Here is a 22,172-nt window from a genome sequence, read left to right as displayed (position 1 = left end):
AATCAAAAACGTACGCTGGCGCCTAGCCTAAAATATCTGGGCGTTTGATAGTATTGGTTCAATCCCCAGTCAGGGTCAGATAACCCGGGGCTAATCTCTGCAAATTCGTCAACTTCTGTTTCAGCGTCTGCATTTAATAAATTAAAGACATCAGCCCTTAACTCGACATCAGCCAAACCAATTTCAGTATTATAAATTAACGATAAGTCAATCTGATTCACCCAGCTCGTCCGGCCACGACTACCGCGCTCAGTTCGCACTAAATTACCATCTGGATCAGTCAAATAGTAGGTATCGCCATAGTAGGGAGTGCCATCTGGGTGCCCTTTGCCAAAGGAGTTTATCGGTCTTCCTGATTGCAAAAGGAAATTGGCGCCTAATAGTAAGTTTTCCATTATCTGATAGCTTCCATATATCTTAAACTTATGGGTGCGATCATTAGGGAGAAAGCCATTGGCACCGTCCATAATTTCAGGGAAATCAAAGTCTTGAGTAATCCCCGCATCATCCTGACCATTATCAGATTTAACGTACCCCTCTGTATTACCTTTACTTTCAGACCACACGTAACTGGCTGTTAGACCCCAAACGCCGTCAAAGGCTTTATCAACGGAAAACTCTAGCTCTTTGTAGGTTCGTTTAGCTTCTGGATACCCGAGCAATTCAGCAGAGAAAGTTGTCATCTCCAACTCACCGGTACCATACCTATCATAAGGAATTGTTACATCACTTCCAGGGTTAGCGAGAACATAACCATGAGCATCCCCAGTATGAGCATAGCCTAATGCGTCAACCGCATGGTTAATACTGATATCGTCAATATGTGACTTTAGATCACGATAGGTAGCTTTAACACCCACACTCCAACTTTCATTGAGAACCTTTTCATAGCCCAGAATATATTCATCCTGATACATAGCCTTCAAATCCCGATCAGATAATTGTCGGCTATCGGGAACTTCTCCGCTAGAGTTAATCTGAACAGGACCTATTTCTTCAGTTGTAGGTATCCCTTCTGCATCAATATCTGTGGGGACATAAGTTACTGGATCATAGCTTCCATTAAAAATGAAGTAACGCTCCAAGCCCAATTCTCCTCCAGATAAACGCACGTTAGTATTAGCAGCAACAGGCATATGGTACCTACCCCAATTACCAAAAACGCGCGTCTCTCCATCGCCACTAGGGTCCCAAGAAAAACTGAGACGAGGAGCCCATTGATCATCAATTTCTATAAATACATCACCCTCACCGTTGTAATTGGAGAAAATCTCACTCCTAAGCCCAGCACTGACGGTTAAGTTATCAGTGATATCCCACGTATCCTCGATATAAAAAGCCTCAGACTCAACTTTAAAGGATCCTGAAACATCGCTTACTCGATACCGCACCAAGTGAACCGTGCTACCATCGCCATTCACATCGGGAACAATACCTCCATTAGAAAGCTTGGAGTCAGGAAGGGCAGATATATAGCGGTAATAGACCCCTTTTCCATCCCTTAATCCGGTGCCCGCATAGGTCTCAGCAGAAGAGGAAGAATTATCTTCACGATCATATCCGAAGCGGACAGTATGATCTCCAAGCACCCACTCAAAATCTATTCGACTTGCTTCGCGCTCATCACCACCGGTTTGAATTCTGGAGTTTGTATTACAGCCTGGATAATAAGACGAATTTCCTGATAGCGCCCCATCACTAGCATCAATAATAAAAGGGCATTCAACATCGGTGGTTCCAATTGTTGTTAACTCATATTCGTTTTGTCCATATAACAAAGACATACTGAAATTATCAGTTAGTTGACCATCGTAGCGCAACAACCAGTTCTCTCCTCCTCGATAATCACTGATCGTGCCTTTATAATCAAGCTTGTCCATGTTGTAGTAGTCATAGTTTGACTGTTTATTTTCTCGAGTCCGCTCATCGGAAAAATGAACATAACTTAAGATGTGATCATCGGTCACATTCCAAGTTAAGTTAACTCCCCAAAAGTCATCAGCCACTTCCCTATTATTAAAGGTATCTGGGGCCTGGAGAGTGTTAAACTCTTCAACAGTTTCCTGTTGTTCATAGAGCGCATAGAAAAATAATTTGTCCGGTACAATCGGACCACTTATATAGTAGTCCGTAGTATATCTAGACTGTTCATTCTCCGAATTGAGGTCATAGAGCGTTCCATCTGTGGATAATGTATCCGGGCTTGTTTCCCTTAATGATCCAGGCTCAAAGTAAGTAACTACACCATATTTAAAATCATTGGTTCCACGCTTTGTAACAGCATTTAAAACGCCACCTAAAGATCGCCCAAACTCTGCACTATATCCACCAGTTTTGATTTGAAACTGATCATAAAACTCAAAGGGTACAGAAGAACCACCTAAGCCATTGCGAAAATTGGTAACATTCAAGCCATCAATATAGTAAGCATTTTCACCGACAGAGGCTCCGCCAAATGATATAAGATCTTTATCCTCTCTGAATGTGTTATCCCCCAATACAGTTCCCGGAGCAAGCAAGGCAACAGATTCTATATTTCTTCCTACAGGCAACATCTCAATATCCTCTAAACTGATATTGAGAGCAGACTCAGCTGTTCCTGTACGTATTTGTGGTAAGGCCTCAGCTACAACCAGAACCTCTTCCATATCGCCTTGGCTCAAAGGGATACTTAATTTACCTGTGCTACCGATAGACACTAGTACTGATTCGATTACTGCCGGTTGGTACCCTGACTTCTGCGCGGTTATTTTATAAACTCCACTGGGTAACTTGACCTTGAAATCCCCATCGTCACCAGTTGAGATGGTCCTTTTGAAGCCATTTTCTTCATTTTCAATAAGAATGGTTACGTTAGGAATCTCACTACCATCTGCTCCAATAAGCCTTCCATCAATTCCCCCGTTTACATTTCCAGCCGCAAGCACATTAATGCTAGCTACTGACAAGCCAATGGCACTGGCCAATACTGCCCTTTTAAATAAACTCATAAACCTATCCTTTTGCTTATAGAAATATTTATAGATTTTTTTAGATTAAAAAACTGTGTTAATTATTAATCCATCCTCCCTGAGCGAGCTGCGAACACCCAAGACCTCCATTTAAATCAACTAGAATACATACACGCCCCCAGAAAAATGAAACTGGCACAAGCATGTTATTTAATTGAATACCCGCCCTAAACAAGAACCTTTAAATGAACAACCCCATATTAAACACCCACTACTTTTTAAAACAACCTTAAAAGTTCATATTATCGACATATAAATCTAGAGATAGTGACAAACATAAACATGAGCGCAAAAATAACTGCCAGTTACCGGAAAAAATTATATTTTGTCAGTTAAATCGTTATATTCAAATAAAATTAAAAAATACAACCTATAAGAAATTTATATGCCCTTTAAGACATATAGAACAAAGGTGAATAACGGTGCAATTTGATGCATGTATGAGAGTAAACCCCACTTATAAGTGGGGTTTCAAAAGGTCAGACACTGTTGGAATCAGAAATAGAAAATAGCTATATGGAGGTTTTCAATTTTCTTTAATGGGGAAAATTTACTGCCGTAAAAACTCCAACATCCATCTGGCAACTGCATTTTCATGGATATCGTTCTTAAGAGACTCCAGCCCTTTATCAACCACAGCTTCACCAAAAGCCTGCCTCCGAAGCTCCATTAAGCTATTTGAGTAGGGCTTAGTAAATTCCGGGTGCGCCTGGAAGCTAAGCATATGATCATCCACCTGCACCATTGCCATTGGGCAGAACTCACTGGAAGCCAGTACTCGCCCACCAAGCGGCAGCTGATCCACCTGATCCTGATGCGTTACTAAGAGACTAAAGTTGGGCGCGGGTTCAGACATCCAACTAGGCGTCTCCTGCATTTCGTAGGTGTGCACCCCCAGCCCCCAGCCCTTATCCGACTTACGGGCCCGGCCTCCCAGTGCCTGGGCAATTAACTGGTGACCAAAGCAAATACCAATGGTCGGCTTTTTCTCACCATGTAACTTGCGTACAAAATCCATTAAGGGCGCAATCCAGGGTTTGTCGTCATAAACGCCTGTCTTGCTACCGGTAATCAGATAAGCATCTACTTCATCTATATGATCGGGATACTGGCCGTGCTGGACTTCGTAGGTGTTAAACTCCAAATTGGAGTCCTGGTCGCGCAACAAGTCGGCAAACATCTCCGGGTACTCCCCAAATTCGCCGACAAGCTCTTTGCGCACATCATCGGTTTTTAAAATTCCAATCTTCATTATTTTCACCGCTGAATTGACTACGTAGTATTGGGATTATGGCATATCCAGTCATCAGAGACCGCAATCAGAAAGATTTGCCCCACTGTAACAAGCGCCATAACAGCACATCTTTCATCATAGATCTTTTACCTATCCGGGTCGCCTGATAGCTCTTTGGCCCGCCGCCTAGGAGCAACATTTCTCTCTGGGCATTCTTAGCTGAAGTAGTTTTGTGTATGATCTCGGCTTTAGCACATTTTTCAGCCAACCCTTCGGCTACAAGGCGGCCCAGAGGCAATTAGGGTCGCTTGCAGTAACGACTGAGGACCAACAATGACCACAACAACCTCCCCGAGTGATCGGCAGGATAGTCCCCCAGGGCGCAAGACAGCCTTTATCCGCTTCTTAGATGCAGTGGAATGGCTCGGCAACCTTCTCCCCCACCCAATCACACTGTTCGCGCTATTCGCCGTTAGCGTGATAGTCATTAGTGGTATCGCTTCTTACTTTGGCCTGTCTGTCCCCGACCCCCGCCCGGTTGGCGCTGCTGGCCGAGCGCCAGATGGTGTCATTGAGGTCTTCAACCTTATGAGTGGCGATGGACTCAGGATGATCGTTACCAGTCTGGTTAAGAATTTCACCGGATTTGCTCCGCTGGGGACAGTTTTGGTGGCCCTATTGGGGGTTGCGATTGCCGAGCACTCCGGCCTGTTAAGTGCCGCTGTTCGCGGTCTGGTACTCCAGGCCTCCAAACGCACAGTCACTGTCATAGTGGTTTTTGCCGGCATCATCTCTAATACCGCCTCTGAATTGGGCTACGTGGTACTGATCCCATTAGCCGCAATGATTTTCCACTCTCTCGGTCGACACCCTATCGCTGGCCTGGCCGCCGCGTTTGCCGGTGTCTCTGGCGGCTACAGTGCTAACTTGCTGCTGGGAACGGTGGACCCGCTGCTATCGGGGATCACAGAATCAGCAGCCCATATGATCGACCCGACCTACTCCGTGGGCCCGGAAGTAAACTGGTTCTTTATGATTGTCAGTACCTTCCTGATTACCGGAGTTGGTAGCTGGGTGACCATGAAGATCGTAGAACCCAAGCTGGGTAAATATGATCCCAGTGAAGCATCTGTCGACCTGACTCAAGACAAAGTTGGCACCCTGACCGACGCCGAGAAGCGCGGCCTTAAGTACGCAGGTTTGGCTGTTTTGGGCGTATCTGCAGTACTCGCTTTGACGGTGGTGCCTGAGTGGGGCGTTTTACGTAACCCCGAGACAGGCTTGGTCGCGGGCTCTCCGTTCCTTAAGGGTATCGTCTCACTGATCCTGGTGTTCTTCGCTATCCCGGGATTTGTTTACGGTAAGGTTGTCGGCACCATGAAGAATGACCGAGATGTCATTGATGCCATGGCCAAGAGCATGAACAGTATGGGGATGTACATTGTCCTGGTGTTCTTTGCTGCACAGTTTGTCGCCTTCTTTAAGATCACCAACCTGGGCACCATTTTTGCCGTTTTAGGTGCTGATGCGCTACAAAGCATCGGCCTCACTGGACCACTACTGTTCCTGTTCTTCATCATGATGTGTGGCTTTGTGAACTTGATGTTGGGCAGTGCCTCTGCTCAGTGGGCGGTGACAGCTCCCATCTTTGTACCCATGCTGATGCTGCTGGGCTACGCCCCCGAAGTAATCCAGGCGGCCTACCGTATCGGTGACTCTGTGACCAACGTTATCACGCCGATGATGAGTTACTTTGGCCTGATCATTACTTTTGCTGCGCGCTATAAGAAAGACTTGGGCATGGGTACATTGATCGCCACTATGATTCCCTATTCCATCTTCTTCTTTATCGGATGGACAGCCCTGTTCTTCATCTGGGTTTTTGCCCTGGGACTGCCCGTCGGCCCCGGTGCAGCTACTTACTATGGTGGCTAATCCACTGATTAATCAGTAATCCTAGAGCCCGCTTATGCGGGCTTTTTTGTCTCCCCAAAATGACCATACCTTTGAAATGGTCATTTATATCCGCTGGTAACTACCCAAAAAGTGTTAAAGCGTTCCTGAAATCACCAGTCATTCAAGATAGCTTTAGGCAAGGGTAAAAAAGTGGATAAATTAAGAAAAAATTATTATTCCCAGATATGGAGTCACCATAAAACAAAAAAATTTTTTTGCTGTCATAAGGGAATAAAGTTTCAATGTATTAACTTTAATTGGTATTTTTTTTCATTAGGTGACATTTTGATTGTAAGCAAAAGCCAAAAGCCCTTCGAATCCACAAAAAAAAACAAGTAATATAGGCCTTGAAATAATACTTAGCGGAGACTGATAGGCGGATTACGCCAGTTTCGGCTGCCTTGTTTTAATCTCATATATTATTTTCTCAGGATGAGTCGTGTGCACTTTGTGGTAGTTAGTGCAGTAACAGTTATCCATAGCGCACAATACATATCAGGAATTCGAAATAAAACAGGCATTCGCCAATATGACGGTTTTGCAAATCCGTCAGACAATGCCCAGGAATGTGTAATCCTGGAATTTGCATTTATTTGTAGATTCCTAAAATTATCGGGCGCGCCTATCAGTTGAATATTTTCGCTCAAATAGAAGTTGCGACCCGGCACGCCTAATAATTAAATCAGGCTGGGTTCTTGGAAGGATTTGGAAGAAATTGACCCAACAAATAAGAGCTAAGCTGTTAACCGGCTTTTATGACCAAGTATCCCAGCTAAACGGCTGCCCGGAAACACTGCTTAATAGCGCCGGTATTAACCCCGAGCAGGTTGAAAAACTCGAGGGGTATCTCCCGTTGAGTAAAGTGACTGACCTTGTTGAAAAGGCCGCACGACAACTCAATTGCGCGGATTTCGGATTGAGACTGGCAAAAAGCCAGGGGGCTGCCGCCCTCAGTTCTCTTGGAGCAGCAGTATTGCAGTCGTTGACCCTCGGGGAATTCCTCAATGCTGCCGTAAAGCAATTCGCCGCCCCTCCTTATAACCTGCGAGTTGAATTGGAAGTTAAAGGGCTCCAAACGTTTATAACTTTTCATTGTTTAAATGATTTAGAAAGTTATATACCTTCGGACTCTCCATTACCTCTCGAGCTATTCCGGGAATTTCTCCTTGGGGTTTCTGTTGTCGCACTACAAATATTATGTGGTGAAAAGTTCAATCTGGAGGCGGTTCATTTAAAGTCCAAACAGCCGCTCCACGACCAATATGAAAACTTTTTTGGTACAGATGTACAGTTTTCACAAAATAGCGACACCTTGATTCTAAGTAGCGGCCAGTTGGCCCAACCGACCGAGAAGTGCAACCCGGTTTTAAGGCCTCTATTAAAGTCTTATATCGACAAAGTACTGGAACAAGGTGAATCAAACCTGATTCACCAGGTAGAACAGCTGATCTATTGCCTGATGCCGCTAAAGCGCTGCAGTCTGCAGGAAGTCGCCAATCAGCTGGGCATGCACAAGCGCACACTGCAGCGCAGGTTGCGAGATCGGGAATTGGTGTTTGAGGATATTCTCGACCGTATTCGCCGCGAACGCGCAGAACATTACCTCAGTAGAAAGTTGCCACCTATGGCCCAGATTTCCAATATGCTGGGGTATCGGGAGCAGAGTTCATTTAACCGGGCCTGCGACCGCTGGTTTGGTACCACTCCAATGAAAGTTCGCCGCAGGTTGTTGAGTGAAGCTGCGGCGAAAGCTGCACTGGAAACTGAAAGTTAAAGTCCCTTCAGAAAAATACAGAATCAGTCGTGACACAAGCCAGATTTTAGCTTGTGTCACGACTGATTAAATACCCAGCCTTTCCTACTTACTCATCCCCCTAATTCCCACCTCCACCACTGATCAATTAGAGCCTGTCAGCTCTCTGGATCATTAGTCGCAAAGTGAGCTCTCCAGCCCCACACTTCTTTACAAGTTATCCACATTACTTACTCATTCCTCGACTATTTTCGATGGCAGTCCCAGGCCAATTCGAGAAGCCAGCCCTTCGCTGAGCGGTAATCGCCATTTCCCGAGTCTATAGTTTCGGGCGACAGCAATAACCTCTGTCAAAACCCAATGAGCAAAGTTGAGGCTCCAGGGACTCCCCTCAAAGTGCCTACGACAGGAGAACACGATGAAAAAAATATTTATCCCAGTAGCAGCCCTCTTACTGGCCACAAATGTATCTGCACAGCCGCGCCAGCCTCCGCAGGAAGCGATTGATGCCTGCAGCAGCTTGGCTGAAGGAGACGCCTGCACTGTCGAGACACCCAGAGGCACATTGGAGGGCACCTGCCGTATGCCCCCGCAGATTGAGCAGCTGGTCTGTGTACCTGCCGGCGGCAAGGGTAAAGGCGGCCCTCGCCCCATGGAAGATGAAGAACAGTAACTCCCAATAAATCGCAACCGGCCAGCGGTACTGTAAATCTTGAGATGTCATTATGAAGAAGTGGTTATTTGTGGGGCTTTGCAGTATTGCGCCTCTCTCGCTGGCTCACGTACCCGATAGCGCCCTGGAGGCTTGTCGAAACCTGTCCAGTGGCGCCAGCTGCTCAATGGAACTGCCCAATGGCCGAGTCAGTGGTCGCTGCCGCAACCACCCCCAATCACATGGCCTAGCTTGTGTTCCCGAGCGCAAACCGACTGCGCGCTCTACAGGAGGGGGCGCCACTGGTGGACGCCACACCGCTCGCAAACACACAGTGGTGCAATCCGATGGTCTGCAGCACACTGTTCCCGCTACCGAAGCGCCGATTACCTTTAGTGAAGTGAGTATCAGTATCCAGGGACCCTGGCGCGTTATTGAGGCCAACGGTATTTCCGAGCACAAGACTGGTACCTTCCCCAATCGCGGCAATCCCCATGAAATCGAGGTGCAGCGCTATCGTTTCCGAGTTCCGGCTATCCCCCAAGTTGCCGCTCAACCTACACCGGTTCCGTTGCAGAATTTTGGTATCGGACTGAACGGAGTGCCTTTCGACCCCAGTGCTGCGGAATGGTACCTGGGCAATCGTGGACGCTGGCGCTACGAAGCCCTATCCGGCGCGATTCAGCTGGGTGTAGACGATAACTACGCCCATGTTCAGCCCAATGGTGCCTATCACTATCACGGAATTCCCACCGGTTTATTACAGCGCCTGGGGGTATCTAAGGAAAGGCATTCGCCGCTGATTGGCTGGGCTGCCGATGGATTCCCCATTTATGCCCTGTACGGCTATGCCGATGGTTGGGAACCGAAATCCGGGATTGCGGCAATGACTTCAAGCTATCAGGTGAAACCCGGGAAACGCCCCAAGGGCAGTAGAGAACCCGGTGGTTACTACGATGGTACCTTTGTGGATGATTACCACTATGTGGCTGGCTCCGGCACATTGGATGAGTGCAACGGCAGAATGGTAAGCACCCCGGAATTCCCCAAGGGCACCTATGCCTATTTTCTAACAGAGGACTGGCCCATTATCCCACGCTGTTACAAGGGCACTCCGTCAGAGGATTTTCGTCGGGGCCCCGGTAACAACCAGCGCAAGGGAGCTACTAGGCGCCCCTAGCGCAGGAGGCTCTGAAAACTCACTTTCCCAGAGGAATACCACAAGGTATTCCTCTGTCAAAACAGCCGCCCCCGACTGGAGTGTCAGCTCATATCAATTACCGCCAGCGCTTCCGCCAGGGTTTTGACCGAGTGCATTTCCATTCCCTCGATATCGTTCTTAAGACGGTTGGCTGCAGGCACAATGGCTTTGCGGAAACCGTGTTTGGCCGCCTCGCGCAAACGCTCCTGGCCCGAAGGCACTGGGCGAATCTCGCCTGACAGCCCAACTTCCCCGAATACCACCAGATCCCGGGGCAGGACACGGTTGCGGAAACTGGAGACTACCGCCAATAACAGTGTCAGGTCGGCGCTGGTTTCCATCACCTTTACCCCGCCGACCACATTGATAAAGACATCCTGGTCCCCCACCAAGACACCACCGTGGCGATGCAACACAGCGAGCAGCATGTTCAAGCGGTTCTGGTCGAGGCCCACCGCTACCCGGCGGGGGTTGCCGAGACTGCTATCGTCCACCAGGGCTTGCAACTCCACTAACAGCGGCCGGGTGCCCTCCCACACCGAAGTCACCACAGAACCGGCTGCGATCTCCTCGGCCCTTTGCAGGAAAATGGCTGAGGGATTGGATACCTCTTTCAGGCCCTGCTCTGTCATGGCAAACACGCCGAGTTCATTAACGGCCCCAAAGCGATTTTTATGGGCCCGCAGTGTGCGGAAGCGGGAGTCGTGGGTGCCTTCGAGGAGAATGGAGCAGTCGATAATATGTTCCAGCACCTTGGGGCCCGCGAGACTGCCATCTTTGGTGACATGCCCCACCAGAATCAGCGCCGTGCCGGTCTGCTTGGCAAAGCGGGTCAGGTAGGCCGCACTCTCGCGCACCTGTGCCACAGAGCCGGGGGCCGATTGCACATCGCTCATGTGCATCACCTGGATCGAGTCCACTACCATAACCCGAGGATTCACTTCCTTGGCTGCCAGGCAAATACGCTCCACATCGGTTTCACTGAGCAGTTGTAGAGAATCCGTAGGCAGCCCCAAGCGCTTAGCGCGCATAGCAACCTGCTGGAGAGATTCCTCGCCGGTGATATAAAGCGCCGGCATTGAAGTGGCAAGATGGCACAGGGTCTGGAGTAAAACAGTGGATTTACCCGCACCGGGATGGCCACCGATCAATACAACGGAACCCGGAACCAGCCCGCCGCCCAATACCCGATCCAGTTCCGAGGCCGTAGTGGGAATACGCGGCAATTCACTGAGGTCGATTTCCGATAATTTTTGCACTTTGCCGGCACCAGCGGAGCCGGCGTAGCCACTTTGTGCATCGGTAAAATTCGCGGCGCGGCTGTCCTTGTGATCCGGTCCCAGGCGTACTTCCGATAGGCTATTCCAAGTGCCACAAGCACTACACTGCCCTGCCCATTTGGTGTAGTCAGCGCCGCATTCATTACACACGTAGGCAGTTTTACGTTTTGTGGCCAAAGCACTCTCCCGAAAAGTCACAGAATTGATCGGCGCACAGTTTACCCCTTATCCGGCCGAGGCGGGTGGTGCTCAGCGGTCAAAAATGACTCTCCTACACGGATCCCTTCTATTGGCATCTTCTCCTTCTAATTGGTCTATCTGCGCGATTGATCTAGATCAATTCACCCAGCCCCCTCCGAGATAACATCCGCCGCTGCCTCTACCCACTAATGGGGAGGCGCTGAACAACACTGACTAACCATCGAACAGGAAGTAAGTATGTCGTCTATTACTCTTCGCGGCGCGATTCTGGCGCTCGCCATGGCCTCGACCTCCGCCCTGGCTGCGGATCACGAAGTTAAGATGCTGAACCAGGGCAAGGACGGCATGATGACTTTTGAACCGGCATTTCTCGCGGTAGCGCCGGGCGATTCTGTCACCTTCCTGCCCACTGATGCGGCCCACAACACTCACTCAGTTTTGTCCCCTGCCGAGGGCGCTACCTGGAATGGCAGCATGGGAGAAAAGGTGACTGTCACTTTGAACCAGGAAGGTGTCTACGTATACCAGTGCGACCCACATCTGCCGCTGGGTATGGTTGGGGTAATTCAGGTAGGTAAGGCAACCAACTTGGAAGAAGCCAAGAAGCATGCCGAAGGCATGAATGCCGGTATTGCTATGAATAAGGAGAGGCTCACTCAATACCTCGGCCAAGTCCAATAAGAGGAGTCGCGGCGTGGACATCCTATTTGAAAAAGGTCACCACCTGGTTGCGCGGTTCGGCGATTTGGTTAAAGAGCAGAATGGCAGCGATGGGGTACAGGCCAATCAATTTGTTATTCGCCGCGGCACCAAAGGGGCGCTTATCGATCCCGGCGGCGATCTGACTTACACACACCTCACCATTGAGCTCAGCCGCCATTTGAACCTGAGCGAACTGGACCTGATCCTGGCCTCGCATCAGGATCCGGATATTATCGCCTCGCTGCCGCGCTGGATGCTGCATTCACGCTGTAAGGTAGCGGTGTCGAAACTGTGGTCGCGGTTTTTGCCACACCTGGTTTCCGGCTTTGTCGCCTCGCGTGCCGGTGCTGAGCGCTGGCAGGAACGCATCATGCCTCTGGACGATAAGGGAGAAATTATCCCCTTCAGCGACAGTGAGATCTGGGCGCTGCCAGCGCACTTTATGCACTCCTGTGGCAACTTCAGTTTTTATGATCCGGTCAGCCGCATATTATTTTCCGGCGATATCGGTGCCTCACTCGGTGGAGAAGAGGGCGAAGTCAAAGATTTCGATGAACATCTGCCGTCGATGGAAGGGTTCCACCGCCGCTATATGGGCGGGAACTGGACCTGTCGTCTCTGGGCTAAGATGATTCGGGAACTCAACCCCGCAATGATTGTGCCCCAGCACGGCGGTTACTTTGCCTCCGACGATATCAAAGAGCGTTTCCTGGGCTGGCTCGAGCGCCTCGAATGTGGACCGGACCTGTTGCGACACCAGGACTTCCGCCTACCCCTGGGCCGCTCTTAACCCGCCATCCCGCAATCGGGAAAGTTGCACCGGCAGAGGCCAGCCCATACACTGCGGGCTGGCTTGTTTTCTGAATACCGCCATGCACACCGGGATCTTTCGCCTATTTTTGCTCACACTGTTACTGGCCTTCGGCGGCCAAGCAGTTGCGTCATCCTGTGCGGAAACACACGAATCCCCAGCGGCACCCATCGCTGCAGAAGAAAAAGCCCACTGCGACGGGGCAACCCTTGAGAACTGCAGCGACAGCCATCCCTCCAGTTGCACTGCTGAATGCAGCTGCTGTGCAGGGCCAGGCACCAGTTCTGCGGTAAACACTCAATATAAAATCCTTGTATACAACCGCAATCTACTTGTAACTGCCTACCGGGAATTTAATTCCTCTCCAGATCCGGAAATGGCACTGCGCCCCCCCATATTCCGCACTTAACGGGCCCCGTATGCCTAGGCATACGCGCACTCCCCAGTTTTACTCCAAATATTTTTTATAAATACTCGCACGCCTGTGTGCGTCCTAAATCTCATCATCGGAGTTCATATGAACCGTTCAATTTTGATCGCTATTGCTGCGCTACTCACAACCCTGGCATTAAGTGCCTGTGCCGAATCTCCAGACCCCAAAAAGGAATCTGTGAGCCTGACCACTTACAAATCCGCCACCTGCGGCTGCTGCAAAATTTGGGTTGAGCATGCCCAACAAAGTGGCTTTGACGTCGTAGCAAAGGATGTCGAAGACCTTAACGGCGTGAAAAAGCAGCACCATATCTCTCCGCGCTACCAATCCTGCCACACCACAGTGTCAGAACAGGGCTATGTTTTTGAAGGGCATGTACCGGCAAAGCTGATACAGCATTTCTTGCAGAACCCACCGCAAAATGCCATTGGTCTCGCAGTGCCAGGTATGCCCCTGGGCAGCCCCGGTATGGAAGTGGGCGACCGTTTTACGCCCTATCAGGTAATGCTGCTTAACAAAGACGGCAGCAGCGAAATTTACGCCGAAATCAATACGGCACAGGAGCAGTTTTAAAAGGGACATCGATGACAGAGAGCTTCCGCACCGACGCCGTATCGAGGCGTACTTTCGTCACAGGTCTCGGAGCGGGAGCCCTGCTGCTGGGGTTACCCTACAGTTCGCACCCAAACTCGCCAACAGCTTCGACAGCAACCCTGCGCGGTAACCACTTTGATTTATCCATCGGGTACCGCCAGGTAAATCTTACCGGGCGCGAACGACAAGCCCTTACCATTAATGGCAGTCTACCGGGCCCCATTTTGCGCTGGCGGGAAGGGGAAACTGTTACCCTGAATGTCCATAACCAATTACCCGACAAATCCTCCCTACACTGGCACGGTGTTAGGGTACCCAGCGATATGGACGGCGAACCGGGGTTGAGCTTTAGCGGCATTCAACCTGGGCAAACATTTCGCTACCGATTCCCTGTGCGCCAAAGTGGTACTTATTGGTATCACAGCCAATCCGGGTTTCAACAACAGCGGGGGCTTTTGGGGGCAATAGTCATTGATCCGATATCTCCAGAACCATTTTCTTACGAGCGGGATTATGTTGTTGTCCTATCCGATTGGAGCGATGAATCTCCCCAAACTATTTATACCCATCTAAAAAAAGACCCGGACTACTACAACCGGCAACAGCGCACGGCTACAGATTTATGGCGTGAGGTGCGCACAAAAGGTGTCGCACAAACCTGGCGGGACCGGCATCAATGGAACTGGAAACAGCTTTCCGACCGCAGTATCTCCCAGGTCACAGGCGAGACTTACACCTACCTGATTAACGGGCATACACCCGATACCAATTGGACTGCATTATTTAAACCTGGTGAGAGGGTTCGCCTGCGATTAATTAACGCAGCTTCGATGACCTTATTCGACCTGCGTATCCCCGGCCTGAAAATGAAGGTGGTGGCGGCCGATGGACAAAATGTCGAGCCCGTTAGCGTCGATGAAATTCGTATTGGCAGCGGCGAAACCTATGACGTAATTGTCGAGCCAGAGAGTGAACAGGCCTACAGTATATTTGCGCAGTCCATGGACCGCAGTGGCTATGCGCGAGGCACACTGACAAGTGATATACGTCTGAGCGCAGAGATTCCCGCGATGGATCACCGCCCAGTGCTCACTCGGCAAGATCTGGGACTAGGGAGAAAAACCGAAGAGACAGACACACACTTTAAAACAACCCAGACTGCTCACACCGAAAAACATTCCGATTTGCCCGATGCAACTGAGGGGGGATGGTTTTACGGAAACCTCGCTGCAGCGGGGCTCGGTAGTAATAGCCCTATCATTCACCAGCCAAGTGAATCCGGATTCAGGGTGGATCACCGCGCGCTGACGCCAGCAAACGGCATCTCTGACCCCGGTGTAGGACTCAGAAACCATAAACATCGCTATAACCGCCGTGTACTGACTTACAGCGACTTGCGCAGCAATAAGCCTACCCAGGATCAGCGAGAGCCACAGCGGGAATTACAGTTACACCTGACCGGTAATTATGAGCGCAATCTCTGGTCAATAAATGGTGAAAAGTTTCGCGATGCCAGCCCATTATTATTTCGGCACCAGGAGCGCCTGCGCATTACCCTGGTCAATGACACCACGCTTCCCCAACCCATGCACTTACACGGTTTTTGGAGTGAGCTGGAAACCGGCGACGGAGAGTATTTACCTCGCAAGCACACGGTGATCGCACAACCCGGATCAAGCATCAGTTACTTGGTCAGCGTCGACACCTATGGCCGCTGGGCTCTACACAGCCAAATGCTTTACCAGAGGCCCGGTATGTATCGGGAGGTGCGCATTGTTTAAGAATGTTGCAGGGATAGCAGCAATACTATGGATACTTGCTGCCCAGGCCAGCTATGGGCAGGCAGAACCTCAGCATCAGCACCACAGCTACCAGTCCTCTGGCGAGGATAACAAAGAAGAACCCATGGCTGAAGTCAGCCTCGACTATGTGGAACTGCGAGGTGATAACGGCGGAGAAATCGAGGGAGACTTCAGTTATGGCGGAGAGCAAAATAAGTTTGTTGCCGAAGTTGACTACGAGCGAAGTAGTGGGGAAATCGAAAAAAATGAACTCTGGGCGCTCTATAGCCGGGCAATTTCGGCAAACTGGAATTTTCTAATTGGAATTCGCCACGATTTTAATCTGGAGACTACCAGCCGGAATTGGGCTGCTGTGGGTATTACAGGAGAGTCTCCCTACAAATTCGAAATGGATGCAGTATTTTTCTATGGAGAACATGGCAGTACTGCATTTCGCCTGGAAGGCGAGTATGAAATAAAGTTAGCGCAGGACTGGAACCTGGTCCCACGTATCGAGCTGAACTTTTTTGGGCAGAACGATGAGGCCCGAGGTAGCGGCTCCGGCTTATCGGAAGCGGAAGTCGGCTTTCGGCTCATGTATGAAGTAACCAGGAAATTCTCACCCTATATCGGCGTCCACTATGAACGGGAAGTGGGCAATGCCGCTGATTTCGCCCGTGAAGAAGGCGAGGATGTGGACTCAACCGTATGGGTACTGGGGTTTAGAGCTTGGTTTTGAAAAAATCCAACTTTTTATATCTATACAAGTTGTACCACTTCGCATCAGCTGTAACCAACTTTACCGCCTCCTCAATCTGTCATAGCATCTAATAGATCTTAATCGCCTTTTAAAAAATATTTAAATTCAGCAAGGATGCCGGTGATATGATTTTCCCCCGAATACTGTTAATCGCAGTTTCCCTACTGTGTGTGGGCCTATCAGCAAAAGCTGAAAGCCCACAGAGCCATTCTTCTGTTAACACGACCAAACACCTGAGTTATGGCGATGAAATTCTTTTCTCATCCAGAATCCTGAGTCGTGAGTCGTGAAATACCAATCAACATATATTTACCGCAATCGTTCCATCAAGCATCAGAGCAGCATAGATACCCGGTTATCTTTATTAATGGCACTCACGGCAAAGAATTTTTCCACGCCTTAACCGGGGTAGTAAAGCATCTAAGTAGCGTAGAACGTATGCCGGAAAGTATTGTAATCAGCCTTAATGATGGTGGTGATGAACCGGAAACCTACCTACATGGAATGTGGAAGCATACCACTGAGGAGAAGTTTAGCGCCCAGGGAAACCCTGAGACCTATAGTAAATTTCTAACTGAAGAACTATTCCCATATTTAGAAAGCAATTACCGCGCACTCAACAATAGAATGATTATTGGTGTCTCAACTAGCAGTATCTTTCCTCTCTACGCCCTAACTAACAAACCTGGATTGTTTCAGTCTTACTTCTTTTTATCTGCAGCTGACATATTTGGTATGGGGCCCACTTCAGAGAGTACTTTTATTAATGAAATAACCACAAGTATGCAGATCCCATCAAATAAGATCAGTGCTTTTTATTTCGCCATGGCCGACAGTGACATGCTTAAAGATAAGCGCTATGATAAAATCTTAAGTCAAATTAACACCAAACTTTCCCCTTACACAAAAGAGAATCTCAAACTAAAAATAGAAATTATTAACAATGAAAACCATTACGGTGCCTTTATAAAAGCGGCGTTATCGGCTATTGAACTTAATTATCCCCACGAAGAATGGTCCGCAAATTATCGAGAATTGATATCCCAGCCTGGTGACGCCTTACAAAATATCGATCATTTCTATCAATCACTCTCACAGAAAAATGGCTTTCCTATTTTACCCAGGGCTACACGTTGGAGAAATGTTAACAAATTAAGCCACATTACCAATTTGTTGCTAAAGGATGGTCGCATCCAAGAAGCCATCAATGTCGCAAGGCGATGGGTGGAATATCGGCCAAATTCTATTGACGCCCACCAAAGTTTGGCCCTGGCGTTACAACAGAATGGCGAAATCTCAGAGGCTTCTGATGTTTTGAAGAAAGCACTAGAAATTTCTCGAAACCAGGATAAAAGTAAAACGTCGGCGATAAATCGGCAATTAACTGAACTCAATCTCAATTAGCATACAGTTAAATTTTTATTCACTAAAAATTAAAAATATAGTTATCACACTAATTTTCTTTTCCCCGTTAGCATTCACCTCACAGGAAAATCCAAAATAGTGGGACAGGATAAGTTATTACAAAACTCTCCGAACAGAAATCGGGACTCTTAGACTTGATGTATATTTAAAACCTGAGTTTTCGAATACTACAAAAACCGTCAAAAACCTTGTTTTTGTCCTAAATAACACACCAATTGAAATACCAAAAGACGTTATAGACAACTTCAAAGGAATAGTTCCCGGAAGCTTCACTTTATCTACCAGCTATTATAGTGATGTAACTGGAACCCCTGACACAGTAGTCACTGCTGCTTTTAATTACGGATTTCCAAGCTGCGTTAGAGAAGGACGTATATCTGTTAAGAGTACAGGTTATCTTTTACATATGATCACAGAGGACGATAATTGCTCTTCAGAACCTTAGGCCAAGGGCGCTTAGTAAGGTGGAAAACTAAAAAACGAGCTGGCATTTACCTCCAGCTCGCCTACAGAAAATATACCAACACCTAAATCTGGCACACAGCTACTAATAACAATTTCACAGAACCGCTCTACTCACTCACCAGGCGTAATTACGTAGCCACCTCATCTTTCCACCAGGCCTTTGTTGTGGTGGGAGATTGCAAGCGAACAGCCTCTCCAATGATAGGCGTCACCAAAGTGACACCCTGATCTTTGGCTGCCGTCTGTGCGCGCTCCAGAGGTTCATACCAATCGTGTAGGGCAAGATCAAAAGTACTGTTGTGGATAGGTAACATTGCTCGCCCTCTGAGATCGAGATGTGCCTGTACACTCTCTTCGGGCATCATATGAACCGAACTCCAAAGCTTGTTGTAAGCACCCGTTTCCATCAGTGTCAGGTCGAACGGACCAAATCGCTCACCAATTTCACGAAAGCCACTAAAATAGCCACTGTCACCGCTAAAGAATATACGGCCCTCGCGCCCTTCAATTACCCAGCTGGCCCACAGTGTTGAGTCTTTATCCGTTAGTCCACGCCCGGAAAAATGTTGAGCCGGAGTCGCGGTAAAGTGCAAACTGCCCAGGGCAAACGATTCCCACCAGGCCAACTCCTCAATTTTTTCGGCCGGAATTCCCCAGTTACGCAAACGACTCCCCACCCCGGTAGGAACGATAAATTGCTCTACTTTATCCTTGAGTGCGCGAATACTATTTTTGTCTAAATGATCGTAGTGGTCATGGCTGATAACGACCGCTTTAATCGAAGGCAAGTCTCGAATCTCTATGGGCAAAGGATGAAAGCGCTTTGGACCCATCCACTGAACCGGGGATGCCCGCTTGCTAAATACCGGATCTGTCAAAACATACTGATCATCCATTCGAATCAGTACCGTGGAGTGCCCAAGACGATATACGGCACTCTCAGCAACTGGGGCTGCCAGCTCTGCGGCGGGAATCTGTCGCAATGGAATGGGATTGACCGGTACGGGGGCAGCGCGATCTGCCTTGATGTAGGCACCAATCATCTCAATCATACCGCCACTACTGACTTTGTAGTCCGTATCACTGTTGCGGAACTTCTCGGGTTGATTTGCACAGCTACCAAAGAGACCTACCGACATAACAATCACTCCTGCCAGAATCCACCAGCGCTTCTTCATTTCACTTACCATGTAAACTATACAGTGCAGTGTATAAACTAACTATATAAAAGTAAACTATATAGTGTAAAATTTGCGTAAGAAGTAACTCGCCGGCAATGGAATCCCCCGGCCCAGATTTCACAGAGATACCCATGACTGAAAAGAAACCAACCAGAAGTGAGCTGAAACGCCAAGCTATTATTGATGCCGCCAAGCAGGCTTTTCAGGAGCTGGGAGTGCAGGGCACGAGTATGGACGAGCTGGCAGCCCGAGCACAGGTATCAAAACGCACCGTGTACAACCACTTCTCCAGTAAAGAAGCCCTGGTTATGTATTTGATCGGTGAACTCTGGCAGCAGGCTACCCAGCCCTCCGGTTGTGACTACAACCCGGATAGTGATATGCAGTCACAACTCCGTACACTGTTAGAGCAGGAAATAAAAACGATCTGCAACCCGCAGTATATTGAGCTTAACCGCATGGCCTTCGACTACTTCTTCCATCAGCCGGAAGCACTACAGAAGGAAATGGAAAAATATAAGGCCCATGAAACCGGGGTGCAGCGCTGGATCAAATCTGCCGTAGCTGATGGGCGACTAAAGTCTCTCGACATAGAGGTCGCCAGTGGGCAGATTCATAACTTAATTAAAGGCGGTTGCTACTGGCCCCAGTTACTCCAACTTTCCGGTCCACCGAGCTCCGTTGAGCAAGAGGCGCTGGCTGAGCGCACTGCTGCGATGTTTTTAAGTTATTACCAGGCTTGAATCGCTGCCCTAAGAGGCCATTTTTCACCTACTAATTTACCAACAAAAAAGGCTCCAAAAGGGGCCTTTTTTATTTTATCGGGAATAAATTACAGTCTTTCCCAAAGTATCTCCCAGTTCCCACCAACACCTGGCTCGAACTGTATTGCACCTCTTTTTACTTCCTTACAGTAGTGGGAGTAAGCAGAGTCCTTACACTCGTAGACATTACCGTCACGACCCAGGACTTTGGTGCCCGCAGCATAGTTTCTATGACCTCTAGGGAAGACATAATCATAATCCTGATCACTTGAGGATTGATCATCATCATTGGAGCTATCATCATCTCCATTCGAAGTATCATCGTCTCCATTGGAGGTGTCGTCATCGCCGCTGGAGCTATCGTCGTCGCCGCTCGAGGAGTCATCATCACCATTGGAAGTATCGTCATCCCCATTCGAGGAGTCATCATCACCAGAGGTGTCTTCAACCAGGTAGAAGTTCAGAGTGTTTTGATCAACCATGTTGCCATCGCGGTCTTTTACCACCACTACAACCATATGGTGCCCTGCTACAGTCTCTGAGAGAGTCAAGCTAGTACTGGCAGTATCACCATCATCAATGTTATTGCTATAGCTTGCTAGAGTATCACCGCCATGATTTACCACTGTAACCTCAACGCTGACATCTCCCGTAGCACTGAGAGCCAAGTCTAGAGAAATAGCACCGCCTGTAATTGTGTATTCACTTTCAAGACCACTTACCGTTACTTCATAGTTGGGCTCTTCTTCGCTCAACTCGTAACCGATCTCGACATTTTCCAGGCCACTGCCATCTTTTAGATAAATGCGGTTGATACCGTACAGAGGCTCAAAGCTGTTATCACCATCGAAATCACCGGCGCGGATATCGGTCTGCTCTGCATTAATCAACTCAGCCAAATCGTGTGACCAGTTTTCAGCGATGCCCTGCTCTTCGGAGGCAATTTCCAAAACAGTGCTGTAAGATGAGTTTTCACCTGAGCCATCAAATACGCGGGTATATACTTTATCGCCAACGTTCAAGTCCTGCGTCGGGTTGATGGTACCCGCAGCGCTCCATTCGGTATTAGTGACATTATCGCCATCGAATTCTACATCGATAACATTGTAGAAAGCGTTAACCGTATCACCCACATCCCAAACAGCCAGAATTACATGATAGCCCTCGCGATCCGGCACCTGACACTCATGAGTTGTATTTACATCTGGCTGTTCATAATTGCCATCTATCTCACAGAATGGGTCGAGATCAAATTGATCGCGAGTCAAGACTGAATTCGGATTCCAATCTTCTTTAGTAATATAGTATTTCCAATCACGAGTTACATGATTTGCGGTGAAGTACCATTTGAAGGTTTGCCAACCGGAGCTAATATAATTTTTTACCCAGCGATCAGATGTCTGTTCATTAAGCTCAGACCAGGCACTGCTTCCTCCACTGGCAATTTGCCCATCGGCAGGGCCGCTATCGGGAAAGCCTTCAGGACCTTCAATACTCTGTGGTTCCCACTGAACTGCACCGCAATTCAAGTTCATTTCACCGGTATCTAATGCGTATTTACACAGGGTACCACGCGCAGAAGCTACACCACCGTCAGCGGCCTCAACATAACCATGACTGAAAGCATTAGAACTGGCACCGGCTAATACCACTGCCATTAATGTGCGATTGACTATCGGTTGTTTAAATACGGATGCTAATTTTTTCTTACGTAGAATCATATCTCTGCCCATTTATTACTTTGCGCTCAACTTCCTTCCCCAGCTGAACACAAGTTTTTACTTTTAGAGGATGTAAATCCTGCAACGCTAGCGACAGAGTTATGGACCACCACTAATTGGCACGGTTCCTGTTATTTTTATAATTTAAACAAACAACTTTTAGCGTGTCACCGAAAGATAAGTCTAATTTTTAATAAATACCACCCCATTAAAAGTTCCATATAAACACAAAAATAAAAACATAAAT

The 22,172-nt window shown here is 48.4% G+C and carries 17 protein-coding genes; 12 read left to right on the top strand and 5 right to left on the bottom strand.

What is annotated here, in order from left to right:
* Window positions 1-2 precede the first annotated feature (2 nt).
* Together ACJJIN_RS20770 and ACJJIN_RS20765 are read right to left on the bottom strand one after the other, a co-directional pair.
* Window positions 3-2,990, bottom strand: a complete 2,988-nt coding sequence (locus tag ACJJIN_RS20770) for a TonB-dependent receptor (RefSeq protein ID WP_444896035.1) — start codon at window positions 2,988-2,990, stop codon at window positions 3-5.
* A gap of 571 nt (window positions 2,991-3,561) precedes the next feature.
* Window positions 3,562-4,263 carry a glutamine amidotransferase-related protein gene (locus ACJJIN_RS20765; RefSeq protein WP_444896034.1) on the bottom strand — a complete coding sequence of 234 codons (702 nt, stop codon included), beginning with the start codon at window positions 4,261-4,263 and terminating at the stop codon, window positions 3,562-3,564.
* A gap of 315 nt (window positions 4,264-4,578) precedes the next feature.
* On the opposite strand from ACJJIN_RS20765, the gene ACJJIN_RS20760 reads away from it, so the two are divergent.
* The 4 genes from ACJJIN_RS20760 (at window position 4,579) to ACJJIN_RS20745 (ending at window position 9,786) form a co-directional block, all read left to right on the top strand.
* On the top strand, window positions 4,579-6,180 hold the full coding sequence (locus tag ACJJIN_RS20760) for an AbgT family transporter (RefSeq protein ID WP_444896033.1): 1,602 nt from the start codon (window positions 4,579-4,581) through the stop codon (window positions 6,178-6,180).
* Window positions 6,181-6,916: 736 nt separating this feature from the next.
* Complete coding sequence (locus ACJJIN_RS20755) at window positions 6,917-7,975, top strand: AraC family transcriptional regulator (protein ID WP_444896032.1); 1,059 nt, start codon at window positions 6,917-6,919, stop codon at window positions 7,973-7,975.
* A 397-nt stretch (window positions 7,976-8,372) separates the two neighbouring features.
* On the top strand, window positions 8,373-8,627 hold the full coding sequence (locus ACJJIN_RS20750; protein WP_413663408.1) for a hypothetical protein: 255 nt from the start codon (window positions 8,373-8,375) through the stop codon (window positions 8,625-8,627).
* Window positions 8,628-8,679: 52 nt separating this feature from the next.
* A complete protein-coding gene (locus tag ACJJIN_RS20745; protein WP_444896031.1) occupies window positions 8,680-9,786 on the top strand; it encodes a YHYH protein in 1,107 nt (368 codons plus the stop codon).
* Window positions 9,787-9,869: 83 nt separating this feature from the next.
* On the opposite strand, the gene radA is transcribed toward ACJJIN_RS20745, so the two are convergent.
* A complete protein-coding gene (gene radA, locus ACJJIN_RS20740) occupies window positions 9,870-11,264 on the bottom strand; it encodes a DNA repair protein RadA (RefSeq protein ID WP_444896030.1) in 1,395 nt (464 codons plus the stop codon).
* Window positions 11,265-11,525: 261 nt separating this feature from the next.
* Between radA and ACJJIN_RS20735 the strand changes: the two genes are divergently transcribed.
* The 7 genes from ACJJIN_RS20735 to ACJJIN_RS20705 all read left to right on the top strand — a co-directional run bounded on the left by ACJJIN_RS20735 (window position 11,526) and on the right by ACJJIN_RS20705 (window position 17,773).
* Window positions 11,526-11,969: a pseudoazurin gene (locus ACJJIN_RS20735; protein WP_413663411.1), complete on the top strand. Its 444-nt coding sequence runs from the start codon at window positions 11,526-11,528 to the stop codon at window positions 11,967-11,969.
* Between the two features lie 64 nt (window positions 11,970-12,033).
* A complete protein-coding gene (locus ACJJIN_RS20730; protein ID WP_444896029.1) occupies window positions 12,034-12,780 on the top strand; it encodes an oxygen-binding di-iron domain-containing protein in 747 nt (248 codons plus the stop codon).
* Between the two features lie 82 nt (window positions 12,781-12,862).
* Window positions 12,863-13,210, top strand: a complete 348-nt coding sequence (locus tag ACJJIN_RS20725; RefSeq protein ID WP_444896028.1) for a hypothetical protein — start codon at window positions 12,863-12,865, stop codon at window positions 13,208-13,210.
* 108 nt (window positions 13,211-13,318) lie between these two features.
* A complete protein-coding gene (locus tag ACJJIN_RS20720) occupies window positions 13,319-13,807 on the top strand; it encodes a DUF411 domain-containing protein (protein WP_444896027.1) in 489 nt (162 codons plus the stop codon).
* Between the two features lie 11 nt (window positions 13,808-13,818).
* Window positions 13,819-15,609 carry a copper resistance system multicopper oxidase gene (locus ACJJIN_RS20715; protein ID WP_444896026.1) on the top strand — a complete coding sequence of 597 codons (1,791 nt, stop codon included), beginning with the start codon at window positions 13,819-13,821 and terminating at the stop codon, window positions 15,607-15,609.
* Window positions 15,602-16,348 (top strand): copper resistance protein B, encoded by a 747-nt coding sequence (locus ACJJIN_RS20710; protein ID WP_444896025.1) that lies wholly within the window; start codon window positions 15,602-15,604, stop codon window positions 16,346-16,348. Before ACJJIN_RS20715 ends, ACJJIN_RS20710 begins: the two co-directional genes overlap by 8 nt.
* 300 nt (window positions 16,349-16,648) lie before the next feature.
* Entirely contained in the window at window positions 16,649-17,773 is a 1,125-nt protein-coding gene (locus ACJJIN_RS20705; RefSeq protein ID WP_444896024.1) for an alpha/beta hydrolase, read from the top strand.
* A gap of 614 nt (window positions 17,774-18,387) precedes the next feature.
* Here the strand turns inward: ACJJIN_RS20705 and ACJJIN_RS20700 are convergent.
* Window positions 18,388-19,437 carry an MBL fold metallo-hydrolase gene (locus ACJJIN_RS20700; RefSeq protein ID WP_444896023.1) on the bottom strand — a complete coding sequence of 350 codons (1,050 nt, stop codon included), beginning with the start codon at window positions 19,435-19,437 and terminating at the stop codon, window positions 18,388-18,390.
* A gap of 134 nt (window positions 19,438-19,571) precedes the next feature.
* On the opposite strand from ACJJIN_RS20700, the gene ACJJIN_RS20695 reads away from it, so the two are divergent.
* Window positions 19,572-20,183: a TetR/AcrR family transcriptional regulator gene (locus ACJJIN_RS20695; protein WP_444896022.1), complete on the top strand. Its 612-nt coding sequence runs from the start codon at window positions 19,572-19,574 to the stop codon at window positions 20,181-20,183.
* 89 nt (window positions 20,184-20,272) lie between these two features.
* Here ACJJIN_RS20695 and gbpA read toward each other — a convergent pair whose 3' ends face one another.
* Window positions 20,273-21,925 (bottom strand): N-acetylglucosamine-binding protein GbpA, encoded by a 1,653-nt coding sequence (gene gbpA / locus ACJJIN_RS20690; protein WP_444896021.1) that lies wholly within the window; start codon window positions 21,923-21,925, stop codon window positions 20,273-20,275.
* Window positions 21,926-22,172 lie beyond the last annotated feature (247 nt).

It is taken from the genome of Microbulbifer maximicatervae (SeqCode) (assembly GCF_052467505.1).
Note: the sequence above shows the minus strand (reverse complement) of the source record. Positions and strands in the feature narration are given on the sequence as shown.

Bases quoted from the DNA above. Each gene is read 5' to 3' on its own strand.
- gbpA (WP_444896021.1), bottom strand. From the start codon at position 21,925: ATGATTCTACGTAAGAAAAAATTAGCATCCGTATTTAAACAACCGATA.
- ACJJIN_RS20745 (WP_444896031.1), top strand. From the start codon at position 8,680: ATGAAGAAGTGGTTATTTGTGGGGCTTTGCAGTATTGCGCCTCTCTCG.
- ACJJIN_RS20750 (WP_413663408.1), top strand. From the start codon at position 8,373: ATGAAAAAAATATTTATCCCAGTAGCAGCCCTCTTACTGGCCACAAAT.
- ACJJIN_RS20760 (WP_444896033.1), top strand. From the start codon at position 4,579: ATGACCACAACAACCTCCCCGAGTGATCGGCAGGATAGTCCCCCAGGG.
- ACJJIN_RS20720 (WP_444896027.1), top strand. From the start codon at position 13,319: ATGAACCGTTCAATTTTGATCGCTATTGCTGCGCTACTCACAACCCTG.
- ACJJIN_RS20765 (WP_444896034.1), bottom strand. From the start codon at position 4,263: ATGAAGATTGGAATTTTAAAAACCGATGATGTGCGCAAAGAGCTTGTC.
- ACJJIN_RS20715 (WP_444896026.1), top strand. From the start codon at position 13,819: ATGACAGAGAGCTTCCGCACCGACGCCGTATCGAGGCGTACTTTCGTC.
- ACJJIN_RS20770 (WP_444896035.1), bottom strand. From the start codon at position 2,990: ATGAGTTTATTTAAAAGGGCAGTATTGGCCAGTGCCATTGGCTTGTCA.
- ACJJIN_RS20735 (WP_413663411.1), top strand. From the start codon at position 11,526: ATGTCGTCTATTACTCTTCGCGGCGCGATTCTGGCGCTCGCCATGGCC.
- ACJJIN_RS20695 (WP_444896022.1), top strand. From the start codon at position 19,572: ATGACTGAAAAGAAACCAACCAGAAGTGAGCTGAAACGCCAAGCTATT.
- ACJJIN_RS20700 (WP_444896023.1), bottom strand. From the start codon at position 19,437: ATGAAGAAGCGCTGGTGGATTCTGGCAGGAGTGATTGTTATGTCGGTA.
- ACJJIN_RS20725 (WP_444896028.1), top strand. From the start codon at position 12,863: ATGCACACCGGGATCTTTCGCCTATTTTTGCTCACACTGTTACTGGCC.